This window comes from Paenibacillus taichungensis, from assembly GCF_003287275.1.
GTDB classification, from domain to species: Bacteria; Bacillota; Bacilli; order Paenibacillales; family Paenibacillaceae; genus Paenibacillus; species Paenibacillus taichungensis_A.
Genome location: NZ_QEVW01000006.1, coordinates 335959 through 355465, shown reverse-complemented (window position 1 = coordinate 355465; position 19507 = coordinate 335959). Strand labels below are relative to the sequence as shown.

Below are 19507 nucleotides of genomic sequence, written 5' to 3'. Positions count from 1 at the left end.
AGAGGGTACTTCCAGAACGCAGGCTTTTATTTATGGCTTATTATTTTGGTATGCTCAGCAATAAGTTCACCGCTTCCGCACGTGTAGTATTGTCTTTAGGAGCAAAAGTGTTAAGCCCTTTGCCGTTCAGTAGCCCGGACTTTTGCAAGCCAGCCACAGCAGCTTTGGCCCACAACGGAATCTGTTCATCATCTGCAAAGGTTGAGTGGGCGCTGGATTCTACCTTCAATTGCAAGGCTCTGGAGATTATAACAGCCATCTCTGCACGAGTTACAGCTTCATTTGGGCGAAAAGCCCCTTTTGAATCTCCTTGAATAAATCCTGCTTGTAAGGCACTCGCTACAGCAGACTGTGCCCAAGATCCTATGTTTGAACGATCGGTAAAAGATAATGTCGCTTCCGTGTACTCTGTTTGAAGTGCATTCATCAGCATCACCGTGAATTCTGCACGCGTAATGGAAGCATCCGGTTTGAATGATCCATCGACATATCCTTTGACGATGCCTATACGAATAGCCTGTTGGATTACATCTTTGGCCCAGTGACCTTCGACATCCTTAAATGATATTTCTACCGGCTCTTTAGTTTGTTCAACTACCAAAACGGCAAATTTTGTGAAATGGTCTACGTCCACCTGAATGTGCTTGCCATTCACGGATGATTTACCAGCGGCTAGCCAAACCTTATCTTGTTCATTAAAGTAAAATAGTTCAGCTCGCTGATTGCTCTGCAACCTGGATGAGTCAAATGTCAGCGTTAATGTTACAGGCACACTGAAGTTTTGGGGAACATTCTTGAGCAGCTCATAGATTGGGCTGAGTGGAATCTGATTGGCCAGCAAGGCAGAAGAATCTGCAATCTGATCAATAGTGATCTTCAATTCCTGGTTCATCGCCCCGGCAGGGATATTCACAGCAATGGCATCGCCCAAGCTCACTTGCCCTGCTTGCCCCGCTGCAAGTGTTAAACGGCCATTATTGGATGAATTCATTGTTTTAGGTAACGAAGGATTTCCGCTCGACCCGTTATTATTCTGATTGTCGGAACCACCGCTACTGTTACCACCATTACCACCTGATGGCGGCGAGGAGACAATTTTCCATTTGGCATATAAGGTCAGATCGGCTGTAATCTCTGTTTGAGCAAAGTTGAATGGAGTTTTCAACTCGGGATCTGCATACCAGCCTGCAAACGTATAGCCAGAACGGCTTGGCGAAGCAGGTGCTGGAAGTTTCTTTCCGTATTCAACAGCTGCATCGGATACTGCTGATCCTCCAAGTGTATTGAACGTTACCTTATATGTGTTTGGTGTCCATTTTGCATACAATGCGGTATCCTGAACAATCGAAGTATTGAAGTCAAATGCCTTATCCAGTTCAGGCTCGGCATACCAGCCAGCGAAGGAATGGCCTACCTTGGTAGGATCAGTAGGTGCTGTCACCAACTCCCCGTAATCGACCGACTGATCTGGAACTGCTGTACCACCATTAGATTCGAAATTAATGGTATAAGCATTAACCGTCCATTTCGCATATAGAGTGAGGTCGTTGGTTACAGTGGTGTTATTGAAATTGAAAACTTGGCTCAAAGCTGAATCAATATACCATCCGGCAAAGGTGTATCCAGCTTTAGTTGGATCTGATGGAACAATTACCTTGTTACCGTAAGAGACAGTTTGTTCTGTTACTTCAGAGCCGCCGTTACTATTAAAGTTGATCGTTCGCGGGGCATAAAAGCTGAAATGTATGCTTGTGGTATTGCTTGCACTATCGGTAACAATCAGTACATATTCTCCTTCAGATTGTACCGTTTCTCCGCTGCTGAAGGGAGAACCGTTCAGAGTGGCTGTTCCTTCATTAAAGGTAATTGTTGGGCCGTTATCATATTTTCCATTGTCGGCGACACCCAACACAACAGGAGCTGCCGTATCGATATTAAACTGCACAGTTGTACTGCCAATATCGTTGGTCACCACCAATGTATAACTTCCATCGGCCATAACTGCAGTTCCACTCGTGAATGCTGCACCATTAAGAAGTGCCGTACCGCTATCAAAAGTTGGGTTGACTGTTTGATTATATATTCCACCGTCAGCTACGCCGCTTACTATTGGTTTTGAATTCGGTTCAACAGTGATGGTAACTAATGCAGAGTCACTCGTCCCGCTTTGAATGAAGGAAGCGTAATAATAGAAGCTGTCTGTTCCTGTAAAATTGATATTCGGAGTGTAGGTGAACGAGCCATTAGCATTTAATACTATTGTTCCGTTCATCGGAGCGGTCTTTAAATAGGCAGTATTAGCATAACTATCATTGGCTAACAAACCTGGTGAAGAGATGGTTAGGATGCTATTTTGCAGGGTTGTATAGTTGTCCGCCACGGCCACTGGGAATGGATCACCACTCAAGTTAGGAAATATTCCTGTAGTAGCAACGTAATATACCAGAGTGGATTGGCTGTTGTTCAGCTTAGGTACTTTAAAGTCAGTCACACCATTACCACCAAAACTGGTGTTCAATAAGCTAAATAAGACCTCGTTTTGGTTAATAGGTAGAGCCGATCCATCAGCCAATGTCCAGTTGTTGGTCGGAAGAGTAACCAGCATGGGGATGATCTCGCCTACATACTCATTACCTGTACCGAATTCAGCGTGTCTGGTTGGGTGCGCAAATATAGCGTAATGAACACCATTAATATCAGGCAAGGTGGGTAATTTGAACTCGTTCAGGTTGTCTGCTCCGTAAGTTGTACCCAGCATTTCATATAGATCTGGATATGTAGAGGTATTAAGGCTCTGCCCGTTAGCAGTTAACCAACCCGTAGGGGAGAAGATATAAGGGAAGAGACGGATCTCGCCTAACACAGCATTTTCGTTGTAGGGGCCTTCTGTGTCTCGAGGAGGATAAATGCCATTCGTGGCTACAAAGTAGCGAAGACCTTCGGGTGCAGCATTGGTAAGGTCAGGCAATGCAAAATTTGATTTTCCATCACCGCCGTAATTATTTCCTATCAAGGAGTAAAGTGCTGTATTTTGGGTTAAAGAGAGCAACCTTCCGTCTGCAGGCATCCATCCTTGGGGGGCTGACCTGTAAGGTAATAATTTAATTTCACCAAGATAGGGCTGTGCTGCTGCGGCATGCGCCGGCTGTACTACGCTGGAAATATTCCATATGCCACTTAATACGATCAGGAACACAAGCCATAGGAGGCCTACTTTCTTGAATAATGGTAAACTCACGATCTCATCTCCGTTTCCTTATAGATATGTTTCTGTATGCTTAGTTCCCTCACTGTACTTTCCTGTTACACAGTGATAAGCCATATAATGATGAGCATAGTGTAATGGAAACGAAGGCAAAAATGAATATGATTTTCGTTCGAATTTAAAATAAATTAAGATATTTTCCAGAGCTATATCATTTATGGTTGAAATGTTCCATAACTTTCATTCCTTTCTATACATTTATATTGACTAAGCTATTCCGCTTCCGATAAACTAGAATGCAGGAATAAAAGTCGAATGTTCAAAGCAGCAGTTCGAGACATTGTTTCGGACGGCTGTTTATTTTCTTTTTAATGAGCAAGGTTGCAACGTTGTAGTCTTGTCGGATGATCCGGCCAATAACAACATGGAATAGGAACAGGTGATACACATGTGTAACAGCGCGTACCGCGTGCTTTTATATTATAAGTTCGTGAAGATTGAAGACCCTGAAACGTTTACGCAAGAGCATCTGCAATACTGTAAGGACCTGGGTGTAAAAGGACGTATTCTGATTGCCTCAGAAGGCATCAACGGTACTGTATCCGGTACACCAGAGCAAACCGAGCAGTACATGAAGGATATGCATGCCAACCCGCTGTTCAGCGATATGGTATTCAAGATTGATGATGTCGAAGAGCATGCGTTCAAAAAAATATTTGTTCGTCACAAAGCCGAGTTGGTTACGTTCCGTGTGGACGAAGAATTGGACCCGAACGTCATTAGTGGTAAACGGTTATCCCCAAAAGAATTTTACGAGCATCTTCAACAGGAGGATGTCATTGTAATTGACGGCCGTAATGACTACGAGTACGAAATTGGTCATTTCCGAGGTGCGATTCGTCCGGATGTGGAGTCGTTCCGCGAGTTCCCGGAATGGATTCGGGAGAACCTGGGTGACATGAAGGACAAAAAGATCATTACCTACTGTACTGGTGGCATCCGTTGCGAGAAGCTGACCGGGTTCATGATTAACGAAGGTTTCCAGGACGTTGCACAACTTGATGGTGGAATTGTAACCTATGGCAAGGATGATGAGGTACAAGGCCGTTTGTTTGATGGCAAATGTTATGTGTTTGATGAGCGTATTTCCGTGCCGATTAACCGGACGGATGAAGATATCGTAATTGCCAGCTGTTATCACTGTGGAACGACACATGACCGTTATATTAACTGTCCAACCTGCAACCTGCAGCATGTAAGCTGTGAGGATTGCGAAGAGACGCATAACCGCTTTTGCTCGGATGCCTGCCGGGAGGCAGCACCGGTAACCGCATAAGCAGGGAGAGCAGGTGCTGATCGTGAAGCGCGAAGAGGAACGAACGACGCGTGAACGGATTTTGTTCATGCTGAAGCAGCAAGGCACAATGACCGCAAGGGAAATGACAGCTGAGCTTGGTCTGACCGGCATGGCGATTCGCCGTCACCTCACGGCACTGGAGCAGGATGGATGGATTGAAGTTCGAGAAGCCAGAGCGACAGCTGGACGTCCATCCGCCGTGTACCATTTGACGGTTCGCGGGGATAGCTTTTTCCCAAAATCATATTCATCACTGACACTGGAACTGCTGGAGGAACTGTCGGATTCAGCGGGCAGCGGTGTCGTGGATGCATTGTTCGAGAGTCGCCGGGACAAGCTGCTTCGCAGCGGACAGCCACAGATGGAAGGTCAGGATCTGGCCGGACGTGTTGAGGAACTCGCGCGCATTCAGAATGCAAACGGATATATGGCCGATGCCTCCAAGGAAGAAGATGGTACCTATGTGCTTACCGAGCTGAACTGCCCCATTGTTCAGGTAGCGAGTGTCTATAAACAGGCTTGCCGCTGTGAACTGGAACTGTTCCGTTCATTGCTAAAGGCTGATGTGGAGCGCACTGAATGTTATGCAGACGGCGGCAAAAAATGCACGTACCAGATCCGCGAAGCGGCTGGGAATTAGCTTGTATGGAGATTGTTTCGATCACTCGGAACAGTCTCTTTTTTTTTGTTGAATAATGACGTAAAAACGTTATATCAAGTAATAGATGCGTGTTATAATTAAATTAACATCCGGTGCATTCTACATCCTTATATTTGTTTGGTAATTCAACAGATATATACTGTTAATTTTGCGCATAGGAGTGAACAATGATGAATGAACTGGAACCTGCTTTGAAGAAGGCCATGAGTGTGTTGGAGTTTCTGAGTCAGGACGAGCAGGCACGGCAACAATACGAGGCACGTCAGAAATTTTTGCGAGATGAAGCATCCATGATAGAGGGTGCACGAGAAGAAGGTCTCAAGAAAGGCCTAGAGGAAGGCATCAAAGAAGGAGAATCAGAGAGCAAACGTAAAATCGCAATCAATATGCTCGCTTTGGGGCTTGATCAAGATACCATTATCAAAGCTACCCGGCTAACATTATCTGAACTAGAAGAATTGAAAAAAGAAAAAGAATGATATGTATTTTCTCTTCACCCAGTTGTATATCCTTTCTTAGCCAGAGGCCTCACTGCCAAATTGCAGTGGCCTTTTTTTGTTTTATGTAATGTTTTCTCTCACGTATCTGCAATGAATGCAAATTGGAAGCGGTTCAACCATTGACGGGAAACAGGTCGCACCTTAATATTAGGGAAACAATAAAATACCAACACGAGTCATGGACTTCAGTCGCATGAGAAAAGTCTATATTTGTCTGCTTTTGTCGATCAAAGCAACAATGCGTTGAAGCGTTCGTTTTGTCCCGCCTTATCGTGTCACTTGGATAACGATGAGGGCATCAACATTTTAGAAGATGGAGAGGGGTTCTCACACATGAAAAAGAAATGGTTTATGTCTCTGATGATGGTTACATCTATGATCGTAGCGGCTGGTTGCGGAAATAACAGCGGCGGTAGCACAACGACCGAGGGATCAGGCAGCACAACAGGTGAAGGTACGGCAGAAAAATCGTATCGCATCGCGATCTCACAAATCGTCGAGCATCCATCGCTGGATGCCACACGTGAAGGATTTATTGCAGCGCTGAAGGATGCTGGTCTTGAAGAGAACAAGAATCTGACGATTGACTACAATAACGCGCAAGGGGATTCAACGAACAATCTGTCCATTGCCCAGAAGATTGCCGGGGATTCCAAAAATGATCTGGTCCTAGGGATTGCAACACCATCCGCACTGGCCCTGGCTCAACAAGTAAAGGACAAGCCATTGCTTTTCGCGGCAGTGACAGATCCACTGGGTGCCAAACTGGTGAGTGACATGGACAAGCCAGGCGGTAACGTAACAGGTGCATCGGATACGAACCCGGAGGCAATCGTGCAATTGGCTGATTTTATCGCCAAAAATTTACCGGATGTGAAGACGGTAGGTCTGGTTATTAACGAGGGCGAACCAAATGCTGTTGTGATGGCGAACAATGCAGAAAAAGCGCTGGCAACACATAATATCAAGCTAATCAAAGCACCAGTTACGAATACATCCGAAGTAAAACAGGCGACCGATTCCCTGGTTGGCAAAGTGGATGCCTTCTATATCACGCTGGATAACTCGGTGGTTAGCGCAGTGGATACAATTATTCAGACAGCGAATAAAAATAAAATTCCGTTCTTCTCCAGTGACCGGGATACCGTGGAAAAAGGGGCTTTCGCAACCGTTGGCTTCAAATACTATGATCATGGATACCAAGTTGGTGAAATGGCTGCGGACATTTTGAAAAATGGGTCGAAACCGGGCGACTTAAAAGTCACCGTGCCGGACAAGCTGGACCTGATTCTGAACCTGAAAGCGGCTGAAGCTCAAGGTATCACTGTAACCGATGAGATGAAAGCAGAAGTGAAGGACCAAGATAACAACATTATTCAATAATGTGACCGGAGATCCTCCGGCAGTACGGATGCGAGGCGGACGTGCAGGCGGGTTCGCCTCATTCTTTTTGATAGACAGGGAGGAAGCAATGTGAATTTGACTTGGGGTTCAATTGAAGGGGCAATCGAGCTTGGATTGTTGTATGCACTGATGGCATTGGGTGTATATATTACATTCCGCATACTGGACTTCCCCGATCTCACCGTAGACGGAAGTTTTACAACAGGAGGCGCAATCGCGGCGGTCATGATATCCAACGACTTCTCTCCTTGGCTCGCTTGCTTGGCAGCAATGGCTGGAGGAATGGTGGCTGGCGCCTGTACAGGTCTGCTGCACACCAAAGGAAAAATTAACGGGCTGTTATCCGGTATTCTGATGATGATTGCCTTGTATTCGATTAATATGCGTATTCTAGGCGCACCGAACAAATCCATTATGGGCATGGACAACCCGTTCTCGGGTGAACATGTCATGATCATTATTATCGTAGTTGTGCTGGTATTCAAAATCATGCTGGATCTGTTTATGAAAACAGATATTGGACTGGCACTGCGAGCCACAGGTGACAACAAACGCATGATTCGCAGCTTTGGCGCGAATACGGATGTGACCACTATTGTTGGTGTCAGTTTGTCCAACGGACTTGTTGCGCTGTCTGGAGCCTTTATTGCACAGCAATCCGGTTTTGCAGACATTACGATGGGCATCGGGATGATCGTCATCGGACTGGCCTCCGTTATTATCGGGGAAGCGATTCTTGGTGCAAGAACTGTTTTCTGGGCCACACTTGCGGCCGTGGTCGGTTCAATTATTTACCGGATTGTGGTTGCGATCGCACTCCAGGTCGAATGGTTCGATACATCCGATCTGAAGCTGATCACAGCGGTAATCGTTATTATCGCACTTGTTTTCCCAACCATGCAGCGCTCCATGAAGCAGAAAAGTCTGGCTCGCAAACGAACCGAAGAGCTTATGGGCTCGTCGAGCCAACAGGCGAAGGGAGGCATGTGATTATGCTTGAGATTACACAAGTGACCAAACTGTTTAATCCTGGAACGACGGACGAGAAGACTGCACTGGTTGGCGTAAACCTGACGATGAATCCGGGAGATTTTGTGACCGTGATTGGCAGTAATGGCGCGGGGAAATCAACATTGATGAATATTATCTCAGGCGTCATGAAGCCAGATATGGGCGATGTGCTGATCAATGACCGTTCCATCAAAAGCCTGCCTGAGCATAAACGCAGCAGTTGGATTGGGCGAGTGTTTCAGGACCCAATGGCGGGTACAGCACCGCATATGTCCATTGAGGAGAATATGGCGATGGCGTACAAACGTGGCAAGGGCCGCGGACTAGGCTTTGGAGTTACACGTGCAAGACGGGAGATTTTCAACGCCCAGTTGGAGAAGCTCGGTATTGGGCTCGACAAACGTCCCAATGCCAAAGTGGGCCTTTTATCCGGCGGTGAACGCCAGGCGCTCAGCCTGCTGATGGCAACATTCACCCAGCCGCAGATTTTGCTGCTGGACGAGCATACGGCTGCGCTTGATCCTTCTCGTGCGGAGCTGATCACAGAGCTGACAGAGACGCTAGTACGTGAGATGAGACTTACAACGTTGATGGTCACACACAATATGGAGCAGGCCATACGTTTGGGCAATCGTCTAATTATGATGGACAAAGGCCGGATTATTCTGGACGTTAGTGAAGAGCGCAAGCGCACGCTGACCGTACCTGAGTTATTGGGTGAGTTTGAACGTATCAGTGGTAAAAAAATGGCCGATGATCGTGTGGTGCTGGGTTAAATCCAGGGAGCACCTTGCGATTACCGAAGAGAGCCAGTACATCTCATTACAAAAAAACCTTTTGCGTTCTCGCAAAGGGTTTTTGTGGTATGTTGAACAGAATAAGGATCACAATTAGTAAGCATACATAGGAGTAGGAGGGGCGAGCATGTTGTTACTATTCGATGAAGGAACATACACTGTAACCCGGCGTTCCGATTCCATTCGCCTGCTGGCGAAGGAATTTGCGCTGCTGCATTTTTTGTATGGGAACAAGGAAAAAGCCTTTACTCGCAGCCAATTGCTGGACCGGGTATGGCCATTGGAATATCCCGTTGAACGCACCGTGGACGACCATGTGTATCGACTGCGCAAGAAACTGAAACGTTGGGAAGAAATTGCACTGGAGACCGTGCGTGGTTATGGTTACCGGCTTATCGTCCGATCGAATGTTGCGATATTGCCTTCTAACCCTTCTGCCCAAGATCAGGAGATGCGAGAAGTGATTCATGGATTGTTCCGCAAATATCATCTGTATGGGCAGGGGAAATCGATGCTTGCGCTGCTGGATCAGCAAGAAGCGCTGGGCATTGAGATTGATCCATTTTATCAGTTGTATATCCACTTTATTCAGGGAGATCTGGAGTGGCTGATTACAACGACGGAAATTCCCTTCGAGGAACGTTTGTATTGGCTGCTAATTTTTACACATACCTTGATTGAACCATCACAGAGTCTGCCCTTATACGAAAAGGCTCTAAATTCATCGGCTTTGTCTGCCGAACAGCTTCGTGAACTTCGTATTCTGAACATTGTTGAAGTCTACGCAGAGGTGGGCCAATATGAACGAGCCAAAGCTCGACTTATTGAAACGTATCATGTGATGGAAAAAGATGAACTGGTCCACTTCAGACTTCCGGTAAAGCTCTCAGAGTTGTATGTGGAACTATGGGGTGGTAGCGGCGAAGCGGTAGAGAATCAGATGGCTGTCCTGCGTTCCGGGTTGAAAGATGCGCCATACTTGCGGGAAATCGGACGCTTTCAAGTGATGGAAGGCTTATGGCTGCTCCGACAGGGGAGAACCCGAGAGGCAGAGCCAAGAATGGACGATGGTCTGGACGTATTGAAAATGACATTGAACGCGCCGCTATATCTGAATTCGGCCTACCAGATATTGTTGTTCATGGCACACCACCGCATAGAGGGGCGTCTTCGCACAAAATACGGTCAAGTTTATGCGGATATCTCCAAAAGTTACGGCGTACCTGTTTATGGACAGCAAATTGTGGATGAAATCCGCATATTTTTATCCCCGTTTGCTCCATCCTCTGATCTTCCTCTGATATAACACCCTTATGATTACAGCCAAGGAACATATAAGCCAGCAGCAAGGCTGTAATCAGGGGAGGAAGTATAACGTATGACCGTCATTTCAAATGAACCCAATCCATCATCCATTTCGTCCAATAGCTCATCCAAAAGCCTATGGGCCAACTTTCGCTTCATGCGGATGTTTATTGCATATTCGCTCGCTACCTTTGGAGATTGGTTTGACGCGCTCGCCATCCAAATTATGGTTGCTTATCGTTGGGGTGCTGATCCGCTGATCATTGCTCTTATTCCGGTATGTATGGCTGTTCCGGGTATCTTGCTGGGTTCTGTTGCAGGAGCGTTGGCGGATCGGCTGCACAAGGTGAAAATCATGATGATATGTGATGTAATCACCGTTCTGCTAACGATAGGAATTCTGTTTGCGCCAAGTGCGGCATGGTTATTGCCGCTGCTTGCTTTACGGGCCATGATGGGGGTATTCCATGTGCCAGCCCAGCAGGCGCTAACACGCCAAGTAGTAGCAGAGGAGCATTTATTTCAGGCTTCATCCCTGAACGGTTTTGTGAACCAATGCTCCAAAGTTGCGGGACCGCTGCTGGGGGCAGTCATTGTGGCCGTATTTTCACCGCAAGTCTGTATTTTAATCAATGCTTGTACACGTTTGTTGTCGGGAACCGTATTATGGCCTTTACGGCGTCTAACAGAGAACTCAGAACCGTCTGCATCGGGCGAAAGTCCTTTGGAAACGGGAGAGGGAGAGGAATCCCTATTCAGCCAATGGCAGAAGGGATGGCGGTTTATCCAGAACAGCCGCACCCTTCTGAGTACGATTCTATTTGGTTGCTTTGGATTAATGGCGATCCTCATGATCGATTACCAGTTTACGACGCTATTTCGAGAGATCAAGCCAGGTAACGAAGCTTTGATCGGCTGGTTGGGATCATCCGCCGGAGCAGGTGCGGTTGTGATCATTCTACTGTTGAATCGCCTTCCGCGAATTGGATATGGCTGGGGATTGGGTGGAGGATATTTGTTGATTGGTGCCGGAATTGCTGCGCTTGGTTGGGTCAGTTCTCAAACATCCGAGTTCTGGATCATCATCTGGGGCTTATGCATCGGAGTGGGCAATGGTCTGTTCATGGTGACATTGAATTACTTGCTGCAAAAAGAAACTCCGCCTGCCTATGTGGGCCGTGTATTCGGTATTCAAAACTCACTTTCCAGTGTCGTGCTGGTCGTTGCTCCACTTGCTGGCGGCGCCTTGATTCGGAGTGTGGGACCGAGTCCCACATTTCAATATATCGGGATGGCAACACTGGCTATTGGTTTGGCAGGCATGCTGCTGCAACGAATCTTATGGGTAGGGAAACAACCTCATCCGATAAAGTCGACTGGAGAACTTGGGCAGGAATCAGTCAAACAGCCATAATTGCCATCGTTACGATGAAAAGAAGATAAAAAGATAAACAATAAACAGCCGCTACGGACATATCCGTTAGCGGCTATTTCCATCTAATAGGGCAGTACATCATACTTCCCACCAAGAGAAATAGGAGGTTGAGGCCATCAGCCCCCCAACTGAGAGTGAACCGCTCATCGACAGGTTAATGGATTGACCGGGAGGAACCACGTAACGTCCTAGCTCATTGGACAGAAAGGGACCTACCTGTAAGGGCATGGCGATCAAGGTTGTGGCACCTGTGGGAGCAGCGGTGGAGAAACGGACCGTTGCAATGCTGGTGTTACTGCTTGCTAAATTATTGTTTACGGGTGTGAGTGTGGTTGGTGATGTTATCGTCCCGTTTGTGCTCAGGCTCATACTGCCGCTGAAGGAAGAAAGTAAGTTGAGCGCGACCGTGATTCCGCCGGAAAGCCGTGATATATATACAGTTTTACCGCTCCCGGAGGGGTTGCTCAGTTGTACAGTGGCAATAACACTTCCACCCAGCAATCCCAATGTCGTGGAGTTGGTTGAGCCTGCATTGTACAGGTTTCCCGTGCTGCCGGCATTCGTCTCAGGCGGAGCGACAATACCGGGTGAGGTAAACGTATTCGTAATGGAAGTATAGACGGGGCTATTCTGCGGGTTGAATACGTTATTATTCGGCATTGTACATACACCGCCCTTTCTTCAATATACAAATCAGAATTCCCACCAGGAAAGATTTATTGAGGCGGTTTGGGATCCCGTTCCCGCACTGATAGATAGTGTCTGTCCTGGAGGGACGATGATCGAGCCGTTCAGGTTTAACATATAAATGCCTGCCGTAAGGGGGATGCTGATCAGGCTTGTTAATGTCCCCGTTAACGTTCCCGTATTTTGTCTTGTTGTCATCACACTCGCATTGGCATTACCTAAATGTGTATTGACTGGTGCAGGCGTAGTGCCACCCGTTATGGTACCACCAGAGTATACAATGAGCGTTGCAGCTGCTGTTGTGCCTCCATTGATCCGGGAAACGTAAAGTGTGCGCCCGCTGCCAGTTGCATTTACTACCTGTAACAGGAGATTTAGTCCGGAACCTACGCTGACACTGCCAGTTGTCAGTATAAAGGAACTGCCCGCCGCCGCCGCTCCTCCCTCTGGCGTGGACTCAATGCCGGGGGCGGAGAATGTATTGGTCAGCTGAGTATATAAGGGACTATTGGCTGGGTTGAAAACATTGGAATTGGTCATATAATCCACCTCCAATCTGCCTGAATAAGATAACCAAAGCGATTTTTGGAATGGTGTGCTTCTATGAAAGTTTGAAATAGGAACGTAAAGAGGTTGTACTTGCAGTATATGTAGGGCAGAAGATAAGGGTTTGGGATATACACAGTAAATCCTCAAATAACGGCGTATGCCGTGCCCGTATTTTACATGCAGGCATACGATGCGGAAGCACATTTTTTAAGGGGAAATCGATATGAGTCGAACAGCGAAGCGTAGCAAGAAGAAAACGAACCAAACAACTAAATATGTCAGCCGTCGCCAATCCCGTCGTTCCTGCCGCGCTAAATTGCTGAAACCTCCTTGTTCCCGGATTACTCGTCCCCGGTTCAAGCAGGGTGGTTCCTCACGTACGACACTCCCTGGTGCTACTCACTGTTTTACAGAGCATACGTATGTCGGAGCCGAGACAAACGGTAGTATGAATTCTCTTCCGGCTCAAGACACCTCATCACTCAGCATGTACACCTATGGCATTGTAAATCGGGGTGAAAATCCGGCTCTTGTGCAGATTCAGATCAGCCCCAATGCCAGAGACTATGCTGTGGACAGCCAGGAAGTGATTGCCGGAGGTCAGACCAAAGCGCTGGTACCGCAACGATTTCTGCGTTATACCCGGCTGGTTATCCAATCGGTTGAACCGGATCAGCCAACCCGGCTCGATGTTTATTTTCAGGCGCAGCGTATGCCGTAAGAACGTGGAATACAACCGATTTGACCAGGGAGGAGGACGAGGCATATGCCTAACTTTACAACGTTTAACACGAATCCGGATAATCTCAGAACTTTGATTTTTGGTCATGATAGTACAGGCACAGCCCAGCCGGTTCACACCGATACAAGCGGGAATGTACTGGGAATTATTTTGGATGGTACGATTAGTAATATCTCAGGTCTGACTACCGTTACGATTAATGCCGGAACCATCACAAATATTCTGAACGGAACGATTACCAGCGTCCTCGGAGCAACGATCACGGCGGGTACAATTAACAGCGTGCTTGGCGCAACCATCACAGCCGGAACACTAACAAACCTGCTGAATGGTACGATCACCAGTGTTCTGGGAGCTACCATTACTGCCGGAACGATCACAAGTGTGCTCGGGGCCACCGTGACGGCGGGGACATTAACAAACCTGCTCAATGGTACCATCACTAGCGTGCTTGGAGCTACAGTGACCGCAGGGACGCTGACGAACTTGCTGAACGGTACCATCACGAGTGTACTTGGGGCGACCATCACAGCGGGAACGATCACCAGCGTGCTTGGAGCCACAGTAACCGCAGGAACGCTGACGAACTTGCTGAACGGTACCATCACGAGTGTACTCGGAGCGACGATCACAGCGGGAACGATCACCAGCGTGCTTGGAGCCACAGTAACCGCAGGGACGCTGACGAACTTGCTGAACGGTACCATCACGAGTGTACTTGGGGCGACCATCACAGCGGGAACGATCACCAGCGTGCTTGGAGCCACAGTAACCGCAGGAACGCTGACGAACTTGCTGAATGGTACGATCACGAGTGTACTTGGAGCGACGATCACAGCCGGAACGATCACGAGTGTTCTGGGAGCAACAATCACGGCGGGTACCATCAATAGCGTGCTTGGAGCCACGATTACCGCAGGCACGCTGACCAATCTGTTGAACGGTACCATCACAAGTGTTCTTGGTGCTACGATTACAGCAGGAACACTGACGAATTTGTTAAATGGTACAATCACCAGCGTGCTTGGAGCTACCGTGACAGCGGGAACGTTAACGAATTTGCTTAACGGTACGATTACCAGTGTGCTTGGAGCCACCATTACAGCCGGAACGTTGACCAACTTGTTGAATGGTACCATTACCAGCGTATTGGGAGCCACGATTACAGCGGGTACACTCAGCAGCGTGACATCCATCTCGCAAAAGAGCTTTCAGGAATCACAGCTTCTTAGTACGCCGACGGCAAACACGTTTACACCGCTTCCGGCAGTCACGACGAGTGTATTCGGCACTTATTCTTTCTTTGTATATAACAGGGGTCCAGGGCTTAACCGGGTAGATGCCCGCGTCGAAATCAGTGCCAACGGTACCAACTGGTACGATGATGTGGACACGGTAACCGGGATCTTGCCAGGCTCGGTGGATGTACTGGTGCCGCAGCGTTTTCTCAAATATACACGTCTTTCCTACCGCTCCAGTCTGCTGGGAGCACCAAGTACGATTGATGTGTTCTTCAATGGACAAGGCACATAACCCGATTTGTTGTCATATAGGTACATGGAGTCCCTTTTGGGGGCTTCATGTACTTTTTTTTGCATTGGAGGTGGCTGCATATGCAGAACAGGTTACTCGGAATTCATATGATTGTGCAAAATGAAGAACATCATCTGGCCCGCTGTCTCGACGGCTTCAAGTCGATTGGCATCGAATGCTTCATTACAGATACCGGCTCAACAGACCGTACTCCGGCGATTGCCAGACATTATGGAGCAACGGTGCTCCACACCCGTTGGGAAGATGATTTTGCACATGCCAGAAATATAAGTTTGCCTCTCGCGAGCACAGAATGGATTCTGTGTCTGGACGCGGATGAGTATGTCATACAGGGATTGGAAGAGCTTTTGGATTATCTACCGAAGGTCCATAAGGGCATTTCGAGACTGCGGATTACGATAGAGAACCGAATTGGCGAGGGAGCGGGAGAGTGTGTCATCTTCCAACCTGTGCGTCTTTTTCGCGCTCATCAAGGATATCGGTATGTCGGACGTATCCATGAGCAATTGGTTCGTGGCGGTACAAGGGATGGTAGAGAACAGGAGGACGATGATCAGGACAGAAAAAGCTCTTTTACCCGTGAAGAAGGCTGGATTGCTGATCATGAACCTTTGACTCCACTACGTTTGGTTCATGATGGTTATTTGCCGTCGACGATTGCTCAAGGAGATAAACCATTGCGTAATCTAAAGCTTTTGTTGCGGGAACTAGCCGATCGTCCGGGGCAGCCTTTCCACCTCTATAATGTTGGGGTCACGTACTGCCAGCTAGGGCATATTGAACAGGCAGCAGAAGCCTTTACTGAATCCTTTCTTCATACACCGCTGCACGCTCCGTATCGCTCCACCCTGGTTCGGGACTATGCCAGAGTTCTTCTGACAATGGGGTGCTATGACGAAGCTCATGGGCTATTGGCGGGAGAAAGACAGCGATATGAGGGATATGCAGACCTGCATTTGCTATATGGAGAGGTTTTGGAGCAGCAGGGTCTGGAGGAGAGGGCCTACAAGTCCTATGCCAGAGCAGTGAATTGCCGGGAGGGCTTCAGTGGAGCTGATCCCAAGGACGATAACAAGGCAGAGATTCGAGGCATACATCAGCAGGTAAATGAGCAGACAGATAAACCGGAAAGCGATGAATTGCTTGTGGGTAAATCTTTTGATGATGTTCACAGAGAGCCAGCCCAAATGCAAAGACAATACGTAACGGATACAGGTTGCGATAGCTATAAAGCCTATACAGCCATGGGGAGGCTTGCACAGAAAAGAGGATTTCTGCAGGAGTCTGCTCATCTGTACAGCCTGGCTCTGGGAAGCGAGATCACGTATACTCCTGCATGGACAGGATTAGCCGATGTATTGCAGCAATCCGGAGAGACGGATGAAAGCATAGCAGAGACATTACTTACACGCTGGAAAGAGCATTCAGAGAAAGACCGCTCAAAGAAAGAGGATTCAGATCCGCGCTTAATAACATACGAGGATGATCTGGTGCATGTGGTTCATGCAGTTGCTTCCAGTGGAGCGTATGGGCAGGCATTGAACTTGCTACATAGAGATGCCCGAAATACGCGTATAAACCATGAAGATTATCTGTATTGGATGTTATGTGCCAACAGGATATCTGATGCGCTGCAATACGTGCAGAATCTTTGGAGTGAGGAACGAAGTGAGGTCAGGAACCTCCCGCATGAACAGCGAGTAGATTTGGCATTGACCTATTGGATAAATGAATTATCTGTAACTGAATCAGTAGTGGCCGCAGCAGAACCTCAGGAGAGGGAAGGCTGGAGATTGCTGAATGGCCTTTTGGAAGAGATGAAACAGGTGCATGTCAAAGAAGATATAGATGGGAAAATAGATCATCAGACGCGTCAGGCTGCAGTGGAGCTGAGTAAGAGCGTTTTGATTCGGGCAGTGCAGACTAGGCAATTGGCATTTGCCAAGAAGCTGTACGAGAAGGTGTCTGCAATTCACTCTGAACACGACGAAAATGGTGATTATAGCCGATGGCTGGCCGCTGTTCTTTACCGTCAGGGATACACCATGGCTGCCGCAGAGCTGCTGATTCAATGTATGTCACAAGGCGATCTGGATGCGGAAAGCCTCTTCTATCTTGGGGAAGCCGTGTATGCCAAAGGGCATTACGATCAGGCATTGATTCTTTTCCAGCAGGCATTGGAGAAGGATTCAGAACAACGGCAGGCGAGAGCTGGAGCTGCTGTCTGTTATATGTGGCTGGCGCTGGGGGTCATCAGACAAGAACTAACTCGTTCTCCCGCTGAAAAGGTGCTTATAGCACAACAAACTGTGCTGGAACAGCAGCTTCGCACCGCCGAAGGACTTCCTTGGCGTACGGTGTTCCATGCAAGGGAAAGGAGGAACCAGCTTGCCGACCAAACACATTTCACTATGCATGATCGTGAAGGATGAAGAAGAGCTGTTGCCTCATTGTCTCGAAAGTGTTCGCGGAGCGGTGGACGAGATCATTGTTGTGGATACCGGTTCGTCGGACCGAAGTGCTGCCATTGCCACGGAATATGGGGCGGTGGTTGTGCCGTTTAAGTGGAGCGACGATTTTGCCGCGGCACGGAATGCAGGGCTGGAGCGGGCTTCGGGCGAATGGATTCTTTTTCTGGATGCGGACGAGGCGCTGGATGAGACTGCACGGGAACAGATCAGAAGCTGGACGGAAGCCAGCGGATGTGACGGATTGTTTTTAAATATCCATAACTATACAGGTTCGGGTCAGCAGGGGGTGACGGTAAATCCGGTATTGCGCCTCTTCAGGAACGAGCCGAAGCATCGGTTTGAGGGTCGGATTCATGAGCAGATCGCTGTGGCAATCTGTCGGAAGAATCCACAGGCTGCTTTTCACGTGACGGACATGATCATTCACCATTACGGGTATCAGACGGCCATTGTGGAGCGCAAGGATAAGGTGAACCGGAATTTGCGTTTGCTTCAACAGGCGGTGGAGGAAGATCCAGAGCAGCCGTTTCATCACTATAACCTGGGTGTTGAGTATCTACGGATGGGAGAAACGGAACAGGCGCTGAAGACGTTTGGGATAGCAAAAGCGGGAATTGATCCAACCCTGACAAGTTATGCACATCTGTTGTTCAAATATGAGATTCGCTGTTTCCAGCATTTGAGCCGCTGGCAGGAAGCATTGGATCACATCCATGCTGCTCTTGAACTCTTCCCGGAATACACGGACCTGCTGCATCATCGCGGAGTATGTGAGGAGGCGTTGGGCGAGACAGAAAAGGCAGAGCTATCGCTGCGTGAAGCAGTCCGTATGGGACCGCCGCCACCCATATTTCATACGGAAGAAGGAATCGGAACCTATCAGACCTGGTACACCCTGGGGAGGTTGCTGGAAGGTCGAGCGGACCTTGAAGGTGCAGTGGATGCTTATGTGGAAGCAGTCCGTGCCAAATCAAGTCTGCTGCCGCCGTTGTACCGAATTTTTCGGATCATGCGGGTTTCGGGTCAAGAGCAACATCTGGTGGAGTTCATTAAGGAGCGATTTGCAATCACTTCAGAAGAGGCGATCCAGAAAGTATTGGGCATCCTGGAGCAGTGCCGTTGCTATGATACAGCTGTGCAGTTGTTGCCAGACATATCTTCACACCCTTCAGCGGAGATGAGGGAGAGGTTATCCATGGCTGAGGCTCTGCTCCAGATTCAACAGGGGAAATGGAACAAGGCACGCCTTAAGCTGGATACGGTACGGCGAAAAAATGGAGAGCTTTCTGTACCGGCTACCCATTGGATAGAGCGACTAAACTGGATTGAAGGAAGACCGATCGAGGGGAAAGATCAACTGACTGCGTGGCTGTTTCGTCATTCGCATCCGAATACGGAGTCGGAGCCATATCAACAGACAGAACGAATCAGTAGTTCACAAGCTGTAGCGCAAAATAATGACGCAAAAATGGCTGCTGGAACAGCGTATAATGGCTGGCAGGCACTTGGAATGATGATGGACGGATGTGTGCAATCCGGGAGATGGGATGTGCTGCACACGCTGGTTCAGCTTGGTCAGGGGCAGTTGGCAGAAGGCGTGTATCCATTGGTGGAAGGCGCACGGCAGGAAACGGGAGAACCCTTTCCCGGAGCCTTCGATTCACGAGTGGGAACCAGCTGGTTGGTGAAAGGGCTTGTCAGTGCTGCGGATCATCATTTGAAGGCATTCGCTCAAGGGACAGAAGGACAGCGAGAACGTTGTTGGCCTGTGGTTCAGCAGATTAGACTGGATCTACCGGGGCCGGATGGTTTTGAGTTTTGAGGATTGA

General features: G+C 48.2%; 15 protein-coding genes. 12 read left to right on the top strand and 3 right to left on the bottom strand.

Features of this window, described 5'->3' with window-relative positions:
• Positions 1–40 precede the first annotated feature (40 nt).
• Entirely contained in the window at positions 41–3238 is a 3198-nt protein-coding gene (locus DC345_RS10775) for an InlB B-repeat-containing protein (RefSeq protein ID WP_113053082.1), read from the bottom strand.
• Between the two features lie 415 nt (positions 3239–3653).
• Between DC345_RS10775 and trhO the strand changes: the two genes are divergently transcribed.
• The 8 genes from trhO (at position 3654) to DC345_RS10735 (ending at position 11654) form a co-directional block, all read left to right on the top strand.
• Positions 3654–4541, top strand: a complete 888-nt coding sequence (gene trhO / locus DC345_RS10770; RefSeq protein WP_113053081.1) for an oxygen-dependent tRNA uridine(34) hydroxylase TrhO — start codon at positions 3654–3656, stop codon at positions 4539–4541.
• Positions 4542–4563: 22 nt separating this feature from the next.
• The gene (locus tag DC345_RS10765) at positions 4564–5202 is read left to right on the top strand and encodes a helix-turn-helix transcriptional regulator (RefSeq protein WP_113053349.1); all 639 of its coding nucleotides are present in this window, start codon (positions 4564–4566) and stop codon (positions 5200–5202) included.
• A gap of 191 nt (positions 5203–5393) precedes the next feature.
• On the top strand, positions 5394–5702 hold the full coding sequence (locus DC345_RS10760) for a hypothetical protein (RefSeq protein WP_113053080.1): 309 nt from the start codon (positions 5394–5396) through the stop codon (positions 5700–5702).
• A gap of 354 nt (positions 5703–6056) precedes the next feature.
• Positions 6057–7106 carry an ABC transporter substrate-binding protein gene (locus DC345_RS10755; RefSeq protein WP_113053079.1) on the top strand — a complete coding sequence of 350 codons (1050 nt, stop codon included), beginning with the start codon at positions 6057–6059 and terminating at the stop codon, positions 7104–7106.
• A gap of 150 nt (positions 7107–7256) precedes the next feature.
• The gene (locus tag DC345_RS10750; RefSeq protein ID WP_064642035.1) at positions 7257–8117 is read left to right on the top strand and encodes an ABC transporter permease; all 861 of its coding nucleotides are present in this window, start codon (positions 7257–7259) and stop codon (positions 8115–8117) included.
• Between the two features lie 2 nt (positions 8118–8119).
• Positions 8120–8914, top strand: coding sequence for an ABC transporter ATP-binding protein (locus tag DC345_RS10745; RefSeq protein WP_063567603.1), 795 nt, complete (start codon positions 8120–8122; stop codon positions 8912–8914).
• A gap of 148 nt (positions 8915–9062) precedes the next feature.
• Entirely contained in the window at positions 9063–10241 is a 1179-nt protein-coding gene (locus DC345_RS10740; protein ID WP_113053078.1) for a winged helix-turn-helix domain-containing protein, read from the top strand.
• A gap of 72 nt (positions 10242–10313) precedes the next feature.
• Complete coding sequence (locus DC345_RS10735; RefSeq protein WP_113053077.1) at positions 10314–11654, top strand: MFS transporter; 1341 nt, start codon at positions 10314–10316, stop codon at positions 11652–11654.
• Between the two features lie 99 nt (positions 11655–11753).
• Here DC345_RS10735 and DC345_RS31485 read toward each other — a convergent pair whose 3' ends face one another.
• Entirely contained in the window at positions 11754–12335 is a 582-nt protein-coding gene (locus tag DC345_RS31485; protein WP_146752124.1) for a hypothetical protein, read from the bottom strand.
• A 33-nt stretch (positions 12336–12368) separates the two neighbouring features.
• Positions 12369–12902 (bottom strand): hypothetical protein, encoded by a 534-nt coding sequence (locus DC345_RS10725; RefSeq protein ID WP_113053075.1) that lies wholly within the window; start codon positions 12900–12902, stop codon positions 12369–12371.
• A gap of 232 nt (positions 12903–13134) precedes the next feature.
• Between DC345_RS10725 and DC345_RS10720 the strand changes: the two genes are divergently transcribed.
• The 4 genes from DC345_RS10720 (at position 13135) to DC345_RS10700 (ending at position 19500) form a co-directional block, all read left to right on the top strand.
• Positions 13135–13632: a DUF6385 domain-containing protein gene (locus tag DC345_RS10720; protein WP_113053074.1), complete on the top strand. Its 498-nt coding sequence runs from the start codon at positions 13135–13137 to the stop codon at positions 13630–13632.
• A 45-nt stretch (positions 13633–13677) separates the two neighbouring features.
• Positions 13678–15186 (top strand): DUF6385 domain-containing protein, encoded by a 1509-nt coding sequence (locus tag DC345_RS32125; RefSeq protein ID WP_258530613.1) that lies wholly within the window; start codon positions 13678–13680, stop codon positions 15184–15186.
• 80 nt (positions 15187–15266) lie between these two features.
• Positions 15267–17639, top strand: a complete 2373-nt coding sequence (locus tag DC345_RS10705) for a glycosyltransferase (protein WP_181586554.1) — start codon at positions 15267–15269, stop codon at positions 17637–17639.
• Positions 17596–19500: a tetratricopeptide repeat-containing glycosyltransferase family 2 protein gene (locus tag DC345_RS10700; RefSeq protein WP_181586553.1), complete on the top strand. Its 1905-nt coding sequence runs from the start codon at positions 17596–17598 to the stop codon at positions 19498–19500. Before DC345_RS10705 ends, DC345_RS10700 begins: the two co-directional genes overlap by 44 nt.
• Positions 19501–19507 lie beyond the last annotated feature (7 nt).

Coding starts and splice junctions, on each gene's coding strand:
- DC345_RS10735 (WP_113053077.1), top strand. CDS start 10,314: ATGACCGTCATTTCAAATGAACCCAATCCATCATCCATTTCGTCCAAT.
- DC345_RS10705 (WP_181586554.1), top strand. CDS start 15,267: ATGCAGAACAGGTTACTCGGAATTCATATGATTGTGCAAAATGAAGAA.
- DC345_RS10760 (WP_113053080.1), top strand. CDS start 5,394: ATGAATGAACTGGAACCTGCTTTGAAGAAGGCCATGAGTGTGTTGGAG.
- DC345_RS10720 (WP_113053074.1), top strand. CDS start 13,135: ATGAGTCGAACAGCGAAGCGTAGCAAGAAGAAAACGAACCAAACAACT.
- DC345_RS10750 (WP_064642035.1), top strand. CDS start 7,257: ATGGCATTGGGTGTATATATTACATTCCGCATACTGGACTTCCCCGAT.
- DC345_RS32125 (WP_258530613.1), top strand. CDS start 13,678: ATGCCTAACTTTACAACGTTTAACACGAATCCGGATAATCTCAGAACT.
- DC345_RS10755 (WP_113053079.1), top strand. CDS start 6,057: ATGAAAAAGAAATGGTTTATGTCTCTGATGATGGTTACATCTATGATC.
- DC345_RS10745 (WP_063567603.1), top strand. CDS start 8,120: ATGCTTGAGATTACACAAGTGACCAAACTGTTTAATCCTGGAACGACG.
- DC345_RS31485 (WP_146752124.1), bottom strand. CDS start 12,335: ATGCCGAATAATAACGTATTCAACCCGCAGAATAGCCCCGTCTATACT.
- DC345_RS10725 (WP_113053075.1), bottom strand. CDS start 12,902: ATGACCAATTCCAATGTTTTCAACCCAGCCAATAGTCCCTTATATACT.
- trhO (WP_113053081.1), top strand. CDS start 3,654: ATGTGTAACAGCGCGTACCGCGTGCTTTTATATTATAAGTTCGTGAAG.
- DC345_RS10740 (WP_113053078.1), top strand. CDS start 9,063: ATGTTGTTACTATTCGATGAAGGAACATACACTGTAACCCGGCGTTCC.